Origin of the sequence: Anaerobacillus sp. CMMVII (genome assembly GCF_025377685.1) — a bacterium.
Classification (GTDB): domain Bacteria; phylum Bacillota; class Bacilli; order Bacillales; family Anaerobacillaceae; genus Anaerobacillus.
Genome location: NZ_JACEHK010000001.1, coordinates 79,755 through 93,250 on the forward strand (window position 1 = coordinate 79,755; position 13,496 = coordinate 93,250).

Here is a 13,496-nt window from a genome sequence, read left to right on the forward strand (position 1 = left end):
TTATTCAATTGACTCAAAATTTAAAACTCAAAACTCAAAACTAAAAGGGTTTTCACTGTTTTTTATCGAAATGGGTATATAGAGTAAAGTTTTACGTTTGATATATGAAAGTGAGGAAGCATCCGTGAAGTTATTTGTTGGACTTGGAAATCCCGGTAAGAAGTATGATGAGACAAGACATAATATCGGATTTCGAGTAATTGATGAATTAGCAAAGAGCTTAGATATACCTTTAAATCAAGAAAAATTTAAAGGCGTTTTTGGCTTCAATACGATTAATGGTGAAAAAGTGTTTTTGTTAAAACCACTTACCTATATGAACTTATCAGGGGAATCCGTTAGACCTTTAATGGATTTTTATAAATTAAGTATCGATGATGTTGTGGTCGTTTATGATGATCTAGATCTTCCACCGGGAAAAATTCGATTAAGACAGAAAGGTGGTCATGGTGGTCATAATGGCATAAAATCATTATTAGCGCACCTCGGTACTGAGAACTTTAAAAGAATTCGAGTAGGTGTCGGGAGGCCTGAAGCAGGCGTTGGTGTTGCAAACTATGTACTTGGTACGTTCCATCCTGATGAAAAGGAAGATGTTGAAGCGGCAGTATCTCACGCTGTAAAAGCATGTGAAAGCTGGCTTAGCCAGGACTTCTTAAATGTCATGAATAGTTATAATTAGATATAATCAAGATTGGATTAGTAACTCTACTTTTATATGCATAGACGATGCGATAGAAGTTCATACTATAATAAGATTTTTGAAAACTTTCTACCAGGCTTTTTAGAGGGGTATAAAGTTTTATTCTTAGGCTTTTTATAGGGAGGAACTTGTTATGGCAATCCACTACCGCTGTCGTCATTGTGGCACGAATGTCGGAAGTATAGAAGCTCAAAACCTAGATAGTCAAAAGTTAGGTTTTCACCAGTTAGATCAAAGTGAAAGAACAGAAATGATCCAATATGATGAGAGTGGCGATATGCAAGTCAGTACGATTTGTGAAGACTGTCAGGAAGCACTTGATAGAAACCCACAATTTCATGAAAATCATACGTTTATTCAGTAATTGATGTTTAGACACTAGATTTTCATGGTCATAATGTGTTTGTAAGCTCAGTTTTTAGCTTTGGTTTTATACCAAAGCATTTTTCCGCTTATTTGGAGATATAAGAGGGACCGAGGAAGCAATAATTAACTATAAAAATAAGAGTTTTTTGCTATTAACCCTATAATAATTAAGGATTAAAGCAGAGCCTTTCTAAAAGGGGGAATGAGAGCTTTGTTAGGTTTAAAACAAATGTTTTTAGAAGATGATGATGTGAGGGCAGTTTTAGACGGAATCGAAGCTCAATTAAGTGAGCAGATGGTTTCTGGTCTAACAGGTTCAGCGAGAACGTTATTACTAGCTTCTGTATATGAACAAACAAAACGACCACAAATCGTTGTGACAAATAATCTTTTTCAAGCGCAAAAATTATATGATGACCTAGTCAGTTTAGTGGGAGAAGATTTAGTTTATCTATATCCAGTGAACGAGCTTATTTCCTCAGAAATAGCAGTTGCAAGTCCAGAAATGCGTGGACAGCGTATTGAGGTATTAAATTTTTGGAGTCAGAAGAATACTGGTATCGTAATTACACCTGTTGCGGGGTTAAGAAGATTATTACCCCCAAAAGAGATTTGGAAACAATGTCAGCTTACATTTAAAGTTGGCAATGAGATAAATGTTGAAGAGAAATTAAGGAAGCTTGTACAGGCAGGGTTTCAAAGGTCAGAAATGGTTTCAGCCCCAGGACAATTTAGTTTACGGGGAGGAATTATTGATATTTATCCACTAACTGAAGAAATGCCTTTACGAATTGAATTATTTGACACAGAGGTAGATTCCATTCGTTTTTTTGATGTGGATACACAACGCTCTCAAAAACAATTAAAAGAAATAAAGATTGGACCAGCTCAAGAAGTAATTTTATATGATGAGCATTTTCAGCAAGGTGCCCATAGGTTAAAAGAGGGACTATCTAGTAGTTTAGTAAAGCTTAAAGACTCAAAAGCAAAAGAAGCTATGATCAACCAAATTTCCTATGAAGTTGAGATGCTTAATGGTAAAAACTCTTTTGAAGGTATGTATAAATATATCTCACTCTACTATGACAAAGCCACAACCTTAATTGACTACTTACCTAGTAATGGTGTCGTTTTTATCGACGAAATTAGTCGTGTTCAAGAAATGGGTGTGAGTTTAGATAAAGAAGAGGCAGAATGGCAAACAGCATTACTTGCACAAGGAGCAATTATTGCTGATTTAAAAATGTCTAAGCAATTAAACGAAATGGTAGAAGCTTCGAAGAAACCACTTGTTTATTTGTCTTTATTCCTAAGACATGTCCCGCATACGAGTCCAAAAAACATTGTTAACTTTAATTGTAAATCTATGCAAAACTTCCATGGTCAACTAAATTTACTTAAAAGTGAAGTAGATCGTTGGTCCAAATCACAAAATAAAATTGTCATTACTGCGGCAGACAAGGACCGTGCCAAACGTATTGAAGATATATTGGAAGATTATAAGATTGAGTCAACTGTTCTAAATAATTCATCAGAGCTTGTGAATGGCTGCCAGATTATTGTTGGCCAATTAACAGGTGGCTTTGAGATGCCGTTACAAAAATTAATTGTCATTACTGAAGAAGAAATTTTTACAAAGAAAACAAAAAGACCAAAGAGAAAACAAAAATTATCAAATGCAGAGCGTATCAAGAATTATTCAGAGCTTAAAATTGGCGACCTTGTTGTACATATCAATCATGGTATAGGAAAGTATTTAGGAATTCAGACATTAGAGATTAATGGAATTCACAAGGATTATATGCATATTACCTACGCTGGTAACGATAAATTATATGTTCCAGTTGAGCAAATTGACCAAGTGCAAAAATATGTGGGCCAAGAAGATAAAGAACCTAAGATTTATGCTCTAGGCGGAAGTGATTGGAAAAAGGTTAAAAAGAAAGTTCAGTCTTCGGTTGAAGATATTGCAGATGACTTAATTAAGTTATATGCCGAAAGAGAAGCGAGTATTGGATATGCCTTTTCTAAGGATAGTATCGAACAAAGAGAATTCGAGTCTTCATTTCATTATGATGAAACCGAAGATCAAATTCGTTGTATCGAGGAAATTAAAGAAGATATGGAAAAACAACGGCCGATGGATCGTCTCCTTTGCGGTGACGTTGGGTACGGTAAGACAGAAGTGGCGATACGTGCCGCCTTTAAGGCAATTATGGACGGAAAGCAGGTTGCATTCTTGGTTCCGACTACCATATTAGCTCAGCAGCACTATGAAACAATTCGTGAACGTTTTTCGGAACATCCAATTAATATTGGCTTACTAAGTCGCTTTAGAACGCGTAAAGAACAAAATGAGACGATTAAGGGCTTGAATTCTGGATCCATAGATATTGTCGTTGGTACACACCGACTTTTATCTAAGGATATCATTTATAAAGATCTAGGATTGTTAATTATTGATGAGGAACAACGCTTTGGTGTTACCCATAAAGAAAAAATTAAGCAACTAAAAGCTAATATTGACGTGTTAACATTAACTGCCACACCAATACCTCGAACATTACACATGTCAATGTTAGGAGTTCGTGATTTATCAGTAATAGAAACGCCACCTGAAAATCGCTTTCCTGTACAAACGTATGTTGTCGAATATAATGAAGCTCTAGTTCGAGAGGCTATTGAGAGAGAGCTTAGTAGAGGTGGGCAAGTATATTTTCTTTATAATCGAGTTGAAGACATTGCACAAATGGCTGATAAAATAGCAATGCTAGTACCAGACGCTAGAGTTTCCTTTGCTCACGGAAAAATGAATGAAACAGAGCTAGAATCAGTGATTATTGATTTTCTTGAAGCACAAAGTGATGTACTGGTAACAACGACAATCATTGAAACTGGTGTGGATATTCCAAATGTGAATACATTAATTGTCTATAATGCTGATAAAATGGGATTGTCACAGCTTTATCAATTGCGTGGAAGGGTTGGTCGTTCAAACCGTGTTGCGTATTCTTATTTTACTTATCAAAAAGATAAGGTTTTAACAGAGGTAGCTGAAAAGCGCCTGCAAGCGATAAAGGAATTTACCGAGCTTGGCTCTGGATTTAAAATAGCGATGCGTGATTTATCGATCCGTGGGGCTGGTAACCTATTAGGTGCTCAACAGCATGGCTTTATTGCCTCAGTTGGATTTGACTTATATTCGCAAATGTTAAAAGAGGCAATTGAGGCTCGAAAAGGCGATAACGCTGAAAAGATTGTGCAGCATGAAGTAGAAATTGACTTGAAGGTTGATGCATACATTCCAGAAACGTACATTAATGATTCAAAACAAAAATTGATATGTATAAACGCTTTAAAGCAATCGAATCCAAAGAAGATATTGAAGAACTACAAGGAGAAATGATTGACCGTTTTGGGGACTATCCTCAAGAAGTAACTTACTTATTTAAAATTTCAGCAATAAAACTATTAGCAAGACAAGAACGGGTTGAATCAATCATCGAGGACCCCCAGCAATGTTCTATTCTTTTGGCTGAAGAAGTAAGTCAACGGATTGATGGTATGAAACTATTTGAAATGATTAGTAAAATGGGTCGAGAACTTTCTGTAGGAACAGCAGGACAAAAGATTAAAATAAATATTAAAACAAAAAAATTGCCTCCGATTAAGTATTTAGAAGTTATTGAAGAAATTTTAACTAGACTTTGGACGGTAAAAAAAGACGTTGACCATTCCTAATAGCTAAAATTATGGGTACTGATGCCTATATTTGAATAATGTTCGCTAAAAAAGAAAAACTAAACTCACCATCATAAATATGGTAAATTCCAATTCTTCGTTGAGAAAATCTAAGTTGAGCAATTAATTGCAGAATTGGTGAATAGTTCTTTTCTAAAGACGGATAATAAGACCAAGAATTAAGCATTAATTTCTTAGTTCTAAGCTAAAGAAATTGATACCTTAACAACTAGTAACTACAACAAAGAAAGAGAGGCATCATCACAAATGAAAGCTACAGGAATTGTACGTCGCATTGATGATTTAGGTCGAGTGGTAATACCAAAAGAAATCCGCCGAACGCTTCGAATTCGTGAAGGCGATCCATTAGAAATTTTTGTCGACCGCGATGGAGAGGTCATTTTAAAGAAGTACTCTCCAATCTCAGAATTGGGTGACTTTGCAAAAGAATATGCAGAGGCCTTATACGAAAGTTTAAACCACATTGTTCTTATTGCTGATCGCGATACATATATAGCGGTAGCGGGTGGATCGAAAAAGGATTATGCAAATAAGGCAATTGGTGAAATAATCGAAAATGCAATGAATGAACGTCAGTCAATTATTCAGACAACACAAGGCGAATATAATATCGTTGGTGATTCAACCGAAGAGGTTGCGGCGTTTGTTATCGCTCCAATTGTTGCCAATGGTGACCCGATTGGTGCAGTTGTTATGATTTCTAAAAATGATCGCTCAATGGGTGACGTCGAACAAAAATTATCGGAAACAGCTGCTGGTTTCTTAGCAAGACAAATGGAACAATAATACAAGAAGGGCATTTTGCCCTTCTTTCTTTATAGTTTAAGAAAGTATAAAATTTCAACGTAATAACTGTCTAGCGCAAGCAGCCCAGCCCCTCGAGGTCAAATAACCTTCGAGAATAAAAGTGAAAGAGCACACTTTTTTCTCGAAGAACATTTGCTTGTCGCTGCTCCTGCGGTTACTCGTCGCAAAGCTCGAGAAGTATTTCGAGGAAGTTACTTGGCTAAGCAGGGCGCTTGCGCTTTTCTTATGTGTGGGTTCTTTTGTAACTTACGATTTGTTAAACGGGAAAGTACATCTGTTTATGCACCGAATTTGTTTTAAATAGCGACAATGTTTTCGAAAAGCGCCTTTATCTACCTCTAAGTTTTAGATTAGCTAATACTGCTTTTTCCTTTTCAAAATTTAAACCTGCTTTTCGCTCACTTTCTGCTAACTGTCTAGACTCATCCCAGGTAAATGTATCACGAATCGTCTCTTCAAGTGGTCTAAAGGTGAGTCCTGTTGACAATGCTTTGTTAATATTTACTCCTAACATTCCGCTCATACCTTTATTTTGCGGAATATATAGTGGAAGTTCTGTCCAGAATCCAACATCATTTCCCTCTAAAAATTCATCTTCTACCCAAATAAAATCTGTCTCGTTGTTCAGAGTTTTTTTACATGCATGCAAAAAATCTTCAAGCGTTAGGTGCTCTTTAGGACCAGTAACATTATAAGTGCCAACTGTTTTTGTCTCAATTGCAGAAACAATATAGGATGCTAAATCTCGAGCATCAATAAACTGTATTTGAGCATCTTTTAAACCTGGAGCCAAGACTTCACCACCTAATGCAACCCGCTTAGGCCAATAGGTAAAACGATCAGTTGGATCGTAGGGACCAACGATAAGTCCAGGTCGTACTATTAGTGCTCGATTTGGGAATATTTTAGAGACTTCTTTTTCACAAAGAACTTTTAATGGCCCGTAAGTTTCACCAGTGACCTCCTGGGTATTCGTATCTTTTAACACACTAAGATCATCAGTTTCAGTTATATTTTCTGCCGAAAAATCCTGATAAACACTTATTGTCGAAACAAAAACGTACAAGTCCGCGTGTGAAGAAAGGGCTCTCGCTGAGTGACTGACAACTCTTGGTACATAACCACAAGTGTCGATAACAGCATCCCAATGATCTTCCTTAAGCATCGAAAGATCACCTTCACGATCACCGACAATTTTTTTTATAGTAGGAAAAAAATCAACATTTGTTTTCCCTCTATTAAAGATAGTGACATCATGTCCTCTTTTAACTAATTCCTCAACAATATGAATACCAATAAACTTTGTTCCGCCAATAATTAAGACCTTCATATCGAAGCCTCCTTTTTCTTACAATATAGTTCGATATGAACTATAATATTCCTTGTCTAATCCGTTAGTAATTGATTATTGTTATCTCCACTTAAAAAACAACTTTGTTGATGTAAACATAGCTTTATGGATAATCCAAATTTCTGTACCTTCAAAGTTAGTAAAGATGTCAGCCTTGGTAATTAACAAGCCACAGACACTTTCCTGGCTAGGTTTAACTAAAGGTAAAAGCTTAGAGCAATTATAAAGAATATGTAGTCTATGTGATATAATGGCAGATAGTTTAGGTGTATTAGGAGGTAAAAGTTATTTTAAAAGGAAAAAAGCTTTGGCAAGGAGCAGTTTATTTGTCTCTTGCTGCTATCATTATAAAAATTCTGAGTGCTGTCTATCGAATTCCGTACCAAAACATTGCAGGTGACGTCGGTTTTTATGTATACCAACAAATATACCCGATATATGGTATTGCGATCATGTTATCGACCTATGGATTTCCAGTTATTATTTCTAAGCTTATTTCTGAAAAGGTAGATGATCGCCAGACAGTTTTAAAAAGTGCATTGTTTAGCTTAACCATTGTCAGTATAGTTGCTTTCAGCTTTTTTATTTCAATGCCACTTGGTTAGCGAATGTTATGGGAGATGAAAATCTAGTCATACCATTACGTACCGTAGCATTTATCTTTGTAATTATTCCGTTACTGTCAGTACTAAGGGGCTACTTTCAAGGTCAAGAAGAAATGCTGCCAACTGCTGTTTCTCAAGTCGCCGAACAATTGTCTCGTGTAGTTGCCATTTTGCTTTTCACTTACATTTTTATCATAAATGGATATGGACCTTATGCGGCTGGAACCGGAGCGGCTCTTGGTTCAATCATTGGTGGTTTTATTGGCTTTTTTGTGCTGTTTCTGTTTTATCGAAGGCAGCGAGGGACTGCAAAGCGGCATCATCGGTCCAAGCTCTCAATTGGAATGGTAAAAACAATTCTCTTTCAAGGGATTATGATATGTGTTAGTAGTCTCATCTTAATTATTTTTCAATTTGTAGACTCCTTGACCGTATTAAGAATTTTAGTTGAAAACGGAACTTTGATGGAAACGGCTAAAATTGCTAAAGGTGTCTTTGATCGTGGGCAGCCGTTAATTCAAATGGGAACGGTCATCACGACATCCTTTTCATTAGTTGTTGTTCCACTAGTCGCAAAAGTGAGGATGGAAGGTCGTCAGGATTTAATCCAAAAGTATAGCAGTCTTTCACTTCGAATTAGCCTTCTTATCGGTGGCGCAGCTTCAGTTGGTTTAGCGGTGATTATCGAACCAACGAATATCATGTTATTTAAAGACAGCGCTGATTCATTAGTTCTTGCGGTTATGGGATTGGCTATCTTTTTTACATCAATCTTTCTAACGACATCTGCGGTATTGCATGGGTTAAATAAGGTTCATGTCACTGTTTTTCATGTTTTTATTGGATTTCTTGTAAAATGGTTTCTTAATATCGCCCTAATACCTGGCAACGGCACACTAGGTGCAGCCACGGCAACTGTTTTTGCATGTGCGGTCTGTGCTAGCCTAAATGTGTATACATTGAGAAAACTAGAGGCATTGCCTAAATTTTCAACTAAGAGAGGATTTAAGGTTGTCTTTTCCTTAGTCGCATTGGCTGTTGGAACATTCATCTGGAAAACAGGTAGTGATTCTTTACTTCAAATTGATCTACATAATCGTCTAGCAAGCATGGTTATTGCCCTAACTAGTGTAGGAATAGGTACAATAATTTTTTTAAGTATGGTTTTAATAACCCGATTATTCTCTGAAGACGAATTAGAACAAATACCAAAACTAAGAAGGCTTGCAGTGTTTATGCAGTCTAAAAAAAGTAAATGAATAGAGTGTAGAGTTTAGAGTGAAAGTGTAGAGTTATTCTTAGAACCGCCTCAGAGCATAATGGGACTTCATTGAGTTACTTTTCAAAACTCTACACGCTAAACTATAAACTTCGCACTGGAAGAAGGGAGTTAGAAAATGGGTAAAATAGTTATTTTAGGTTTAGGGGCTGGAGATCTCGAGCAAATGCCTTTAGGTGTTTACAATAAATTGATGAAAAGTGAGCGTGTTTTTCTACGTACCAAAGAACATCCTGTAGTGGCTGAATTAGAGGAGCAAGGATTTACATATGATTCGTTTGATTACGTTTATGAGGAAAATGAACAATTTAGTGATGTTTATCAAAGTATCACCTCAGAACTCCTTGAAAAAGGTAAGGAAATGGATCTTGTTTACGCAGTACCAGGTCATCCTTTTGTTGCTGAAAGCACAGTGCAACTACTGTTACAACAAGCAAAAGATCATCATGTCGCTATCGAGATTCTAGGTGGCCAAAGCTTTTTGGATAATTTATTTCAAGCTGTAAAAATAGATCCAATAGAGGGTTGTCAAATCGTAGATGGAACTGCATTAAAGCGGGTTGAATTACAGGTAAGGCACCATCTAATCATCTGCCAAGTATATGATGCATTTATTGCTAGTGAAGTAAAACTCACGTTAATGGATCTATTACCCGATGATTATGAAGTTACCATCGTTACTGCAGCTGGAAGTAGTCAAGAACAGTTAACGACCGTTCCTTTGTATGAATTAGACCGGGTTACTACATTGAACAATTTGACAGCCGTTTATGTACCACCTGTAAAAGTTGAGCATATTCTTTACCGTGACTTTGGGAAGTTAAGAGAGGTCATTGCTGAACTAAGAGGACCTAATGGTTGTCCATGGGATATAAAACAAACCCATCAATCATTAAAAAAATATCTATTAGAGGAAGCTTATGAAGTACTTGATGCTATTGATGAAGAAGATGATGATCATTTAGCTGAAGAATTAGGAGATGTCCTATTACAGGTTATGCTCCATGCCCAAATTGGTGAGGATGAAGGTATGTTTACTGTTGATGATGTAATTGCAGCGGTAACCGAAAAAATGATTCGTAGACATCCACATGTTTTTGAAGCAGGAAATTTAAACAATGAGGCCGAAGTTATTCAGCAATGGGATGAAATTAAGCGCCAAGAAAAACAAGTAAGTGGGGAAGTTGAAGAATCAAGGTTAGCAGGAGTACCGAAAAGTATGCCAGCTCTTTACCGGGCTGCAAAGCTTCAAAAGAAAGCAGCAAAGGTTGGATTTGATTGGACTGAGGTTGCTCCTATTTGGATGAAGGTTCAAGAAGAAATCGCTGAATTTATGAATGAAGTGAAACAAAATAATACTGAACGAGCTCATAAGGAATTTGGCGATGTATTATTTGCATTTGTAAATTTAGCACGGTTTTACGAGATCGACCCTGAGTTAGCGCTACAATCGACGAACGAAAAATTTTATAACCGCTTCGGATATATTGAAAAGAAACTGCAAGAACGCCGGCTTACGTTTGAAGAAGTAGACTTAGCATATTTAGACGAAATTTGGGAGGAAGCGAAGAGAATGTAGAGTTTAGAGTTATGAGTGTTTGAGTGATGAGTTATTTGAAGGTAACTCGAAGATGATTTAAGTTAGCATGCATTAGTGAAAAAAATTAAACTCATGTAACCTCTGTGGAAGAACTTTTCACCAACTCAAAACTCAAAATTCAAAACTCAAAACTAAATAAAGGGAGGAATACACGTGAGGTTGGATAAATTTCTAAAGGTTTCGCGTTTAATTAAGCGCCGCACTTTAGCAAAGGAAGTATCAGATCAAGGTCGAATCACAATAAATGATCAAGTAGCAAAAGCAAGTTCAACTGTAAAAGTGGGCGACGAATTAAAAGTCCGCTTTGGCCAAAAAATAGTAACAGTTAGAATTGATGACATAAAAGAGACATCAAAAAAAGAAGAAGCTGCTAACATGTATACGATTGTTAGCGAGGAAGCTTTAAAGCAGGAAGAAGTTTAGAAGAAAAGGGAGCAATCAATTGCTCCCTTTTCGTTTTGAGTTAGGAGTGTTGAGTTATTGTTTGCAAAGCTTCGAAGCGCAACTCTCACTAATTCAAAACTCATAACTCTACACTCAAAACTATATAAAGGCTTGTTCTATTCTCTAGTACATTTACATAAATATAGCGTAAAAGAGGATAGAGGAGGAATTTTTGATGGAACAATACGAATATGGCACTCAAATGGGTAGAGATAGAAAGGTGAAAGAACATAATATTACGATGCGAGGCAGAAAGCATTTGGATATTACTGGTGTAAAGCAAGTGGAAAGCTTTGACAATGAAGAGTTTTTATTAGAAACGGAACTAGGATTTTTAGCCATAAGGGGACATAATCTCCATATGAAAAATTTGGATGTTGATCAAGGGATTGTTTCGATTGAAGGGAAAATCTATGACCTCGTTTATTTAGATCAGCAACAAGGCGATAAATCTAAAGGCTTCTTTGGGAAGTTATTCAAGTGAGCCTAACCGTTCAGTTACAAACCATGCTAGCAATGGTGGCTATGGGTGGGTGGATAGGAATGGCTATTGACACCTATAGCAGACTAATTCGAGGTCGTAGTTGGAATAAGTGGATTACAGTAATTAATGATGGTTTATTCTGGATTCTCCAAGGGCTTTTGGTATTTTATGTGCTTTTGCAGATTAATGAAGGCGAAATGAGATTTTATATATTAGTTGCATTATTATGTGGTTATTCTTGTTATCGAGCTTTATTATTTCGAATTTACCTTAAGATGTTAGAAGCTGTTATCCAAGGTGTTATAAGAACGTATAGGTTTTTAAAAGCAGCATTATTTATGCTTGTCATAAATCCTATCAAAGAGTTGTTGAAGTTTTTATATAAGCTGTGTATGATGATAGTAAGCTTTTCAATAACAGTTATATTTTTCCTTTTAAAAATCATCTATACTCCTTTTGTTTGGATTGGTAGATTAATTTGGCGTTTGGTGCCGAAAGAAAAATTAAAGAAATTTTATAATAAACTAGGATTTTACAAAAAAGTGAAGAACTATATAAAGCGATGGTTTACAAAAAAAGGGTCTTAAAAGGGTGAGGAGCATGAACAACGGACAACAAAGAAAAGTACGAGAATTAAACTCTCGCTACATAGAACAGCATGAAACGCAAATGGAACAAAAATCAAAGGTAGAAAGGGTCTTTTTAGACGCTTGACTGCTCTTAGTATATTTGTTGTATTTGCTTTGGTCATAACAATTTTTACCCTCCATTCGCAAAATAGTGTCCTTGAACAGAAGCTAGAAAAGAAGCAGCTGCTTGAAAAGGAGATGGCCAAGCTAGAGTTAATGGAAAGAGATTTATACGATGAGATTGCGAATCTAAACAACCTAGAATATATCTCTGAAATTGCTAGAAGAGATTACTTCTTATCTAAGCCGGGCGAGATCATCTTCAAAGTAACACCAACTTCTTCAGATTGACACTTGTTTTTGCTTCATGTATAATTAAAAGGTACAATAATTATGTTTTTAAGGAGGAGCATTTTTTTCATGTCAATCGAAGTAGGCAGCAAGTTACAAGGGAAGGTAACAGGAATCACCCATTTTGGAGCATTTATTGAGCTGCCAGGTGGTACTACTGGTCTTGTTCACATTAGTGAGGTAGCAGATAATTATGTTAAAGACATCAACGAGTTTTTAAAAGTTGGTGACGAAGTTGAGGTTAAAGTAATCGCGGTAGAAAAGGATGGCAAAATTGGTCTTTCAATTAGAAAGGCAAAAGAACGTCCACCAGAAGAACAACCAAGACCTCAAAAAAGACCGCCACGTGATCGTGATCAAGAAAGACCAGGAAATAAACAGTATGGTTCTCGTAATAGCGGTAATAGAAACAATAACCAAGCTCGCCCATCCCTTTCTTTGAGGATAAAATGAATCGCTTTTTAAAAGATAGTGAGGAAAGACTCACTTCAATTAAGCGAAACACGGAATCAAAACGTGGAGGTCGAGGTGCTAGACGAGGCTAACTTGCTGCAGTTGACAAGTTAATTGATTCTTATTTATATAAATAGCTATTTTCGCATCCTTTCATTTTGAAAGGATGCTTTTATTTTTTAAAAGATAAGAATGTATAAAATTTCAACGTAATAACTGTCTAGCTCCAAGACACATCAATGAAGTTACTTCATTGCAGGTTTTGCGACGAGTAAACGTAGTGACGCAGGAGCACCGCCCAGCCCCTCGAGGTCAAATAACCTTCGAGAATAAAAGTGAAAGAGCACACTTTTTTTCTCGAAGAACATTTGCTTGTCACTGCTCCTGCGGTTACTCGTCGCAAAGCAGAGAAGTAACCCGAGGAAGTTCCTTGGCTCCCAGGGCGCTGGCGCTTTTCTTATTATTATAATGAATTTGATGAAATTCACTCAGAAAAAAATTATGAGAAAGATATTCTTTCAAATTTCTCCTTTATAGAGTTTTTTGATTGTATATTCGAGAGCGTTTTACATATTATGTTGTTAAAAAACTATCATTTAGTGGGATTTTGACTTGGTTACGAGAATCAAGTCGAACACTTTTTTGGACAGGCTCTGTTGTTT

General features: G+C 36.4%; 11 protein-coding genes and 2 pseudogenes. 12 read left to right on the forward strand and 1 reads right to left on the reverse strand.

Features of this window, described 5'->3' with window-relative positions:
- Window positions 1-124 precede the first annotated feature (124 nt).
- The 4 genes and pseudogenes from pth to spoVT all read left to right on the forward strand — a co-directional run bounded on the left by pth (window position 125) and on the right by spoVT (window position 5,617).
- Window positions 125-682, forward strand: coding sequence for an aminoacyl-tRNA hydrolase (gene pth / locus H1D32_RS00375; RefSeq protein WP_261176257.1), 558 nt, complete (start codon window positions 125-127; stop codon window positions 680-682).
- Between the two features lie 154 nt (window positions 683-836).
- On the forward strand, window positions 837-1,067 hold the full coding sequence (fin, locus tag H1D32_RS00380) for an anti-sigma-F factor Fin (RefSeq protein WP_261176258.1): 231 nt from the start codon (window positions 837-839) through the stop codon (window positions 1,065-1,067).
- 213 nt (window positions 1,068-1,280) lie between these two features.
- A pseudogene (mfd, locus tag H1D32_RS00385) lies at window positions 1,281-4,810 on the forward strand (transcription-repair coupling factor).
- A gap of 267 nt (window positions 4,811-5,077) precedes the next feature.
- The gene (spoVT, locus tag H1D32_RS00390) at window positions 5,078-5,617 is read left to right on the forward strand and encodes a stage V sporulation protein T (protein ID WP_261176259.1); all 540 of its coding nucleotides are present in this window, start codon (window positions 5,078-5,080) and stop codon (window positions 5,615-5,617) included.
- 349 nt (window positions 5,618-5,966) lie between these two features.
- Here the strand turns inward: spoVT and H1D32_RS00395 are convergent, their stop codons facing one another.
- A complete protein-coding gene (locus tag H1D32_RS00395; protein WP_261176260.1) occupies window positions 5,967-6,968 on the reverse strand; it encodes an SDR family oxidoreductase in 1,002 nt (333 codons plus the stop codon).
- Between the two features lie 308 nt (window positions 6,969-7,276).
- On the opposite strand from H1D32_RS00395, the gene H1D32_RS00400 reads away from it, so the two are divergent.
- From H1D32_RS00400 to H1D32_RS00435, 8 genes and pseudogenes are all read left to right on the forward strand, one after another.
- The gene (locus H1D32_RS00400; protein WP_261176889.1) at window positions 7,277-7,594 is read left to right on the forward strand and encodes an oligosaccharide flippase family protein; all 318 of its coding nucleotides are present in this window, start codon (window positions 7,277-7,279) and stop codon (window positions 7,592-7,594) included.
- An 8-nt stretch (window positions 7,595-7,602) separates the two neighbouring features.
- The gene (locus H1D32_RS00405) at window positions 7,603-8,853 is read left to right on the forward strand and encodes a putative polysaccharide biosynthesis protein (protein ID WP_261176261.1); all 1,251 of its coding nucleotides are present in this window, start codon (window positions 7,603-7,605) and stop codon (window positions 8,851-8,853) included.
- A gap of 138 nt (window positions 8,854-8,991) precedes the next feature.
- The gene (yabN, locus tag H1D32_RS00410; protein ID WP_261176262.1) at window positions 8,992-10,452 is read left to right on the forward strand and encodes a bifunctional methyltransferase/pyrophosphohydrolase YabN; all 1,461 of its coding nucleotides are present in this window, start codon (window positions 8,992-8,994) and stop codon (window positions 10,450-10,452) included.
- A gap of 174 nt (window positions 10,453-10,626) precedes the next feature.
- Window positions 10,627-10,896: an RNA-binding S4 domain-containing protein gene (locus tag H1D32_RS00415; RefSeq protein ID WP_261176263.1), complete on the forward strand. Its 270-nt coding sequence runs from the start codon at window positions 10,627-10,629 to the stop codon at window positions 10,894-10,896.
- A 223-nt stretch (window positions 10,897-11,119) separates the two neighbouring features.
- Window positions 11,120-11,401 carry a sporulation protein YabP gene (yabP, locus tag H1D32_RS00420; RefSeq protein ID WP_396126133.1) on the forward strand — a complete coding sequence of 94 codons (282 nt, stop codon included), beginning with the start codon at window positions 11,120-11,122 and terminating at the stop codon, window positions 11,399-11,401.
- Complete coding sequence (gene yabQ, locus H1D32_RS00425) at window positions 11,398-11,988, forward strand: spore cortex biosynthesis protein YabQ (RefSeq protein WP_261176265.1); 591 nt, start codon at window positions 11,398-11,400, stop codon at window positions 11,986-11,988. Before yabP ends, yabQ begins: the two co-directional genes overlap by 4 nt.
- A gap of 156 nt (window positions 11,989-12,144) precedes the next feature.
- Window positions 12,145-12,381, forward strand: a complete 237-nt coding sequence (locus tag H1D32_RS00430) for an FtsB family cell division protein (protein ID WP_261176266.1) — start codon at window positions 12,145-12,147, stop codon at window positions 12,379-12,381.
- A gap of 69 nt (window positions 12,382-12,450) precedes the next feature.
- Window positions 12,451-12,926, forward strand: a pseudogene (locus H1D32_RS00435) (S1 domain-containing RNA-binding protein).
- Window positions 12,927-13,496: the final 570 nt, after the last annotated feature.

Coding starts and splice junctions, on each gene's coding strand:
- fin (WP_261176258.1), top strand. CDS start 837: ATGGCAATCCACTACCGCTGTCGTCATTGTGGCACGAATGTCGGAAGT.
- spoVT (WP_261176259.1), top strand. CDS start 5,078: ATGAAAGCTACAGGAATTGTACGTCGCATTGATGATTTAGGTCGAGTG.
- H1D32_RS00395 (WP_261176260.1), bottom strand. CDS start 6,968: ATGAAGGTCTTAATTATTGGCGGAACAAAGTTTATTGGTATTCATATT.
- H1D32_RS00405 (WP_261176261.1), top strand. CDS start 7,603: ATGGGAGATGAAAATCTAGTCATACCATTACGTACCGTAGCATTTATC.
- yabN (WP_261176262.1), top strand. CDS start 8,992: ATGGGTAAAATAGTTATTTTAGGTTTAGGGGCTGGAGATCTCGAGCAA.
- yabP (WP_396126133.1), top strand. CDS start 11,120: ATGGGTAGAGATAGAAAGGTGAAAGAACATAATATTACGATGCGAGGC.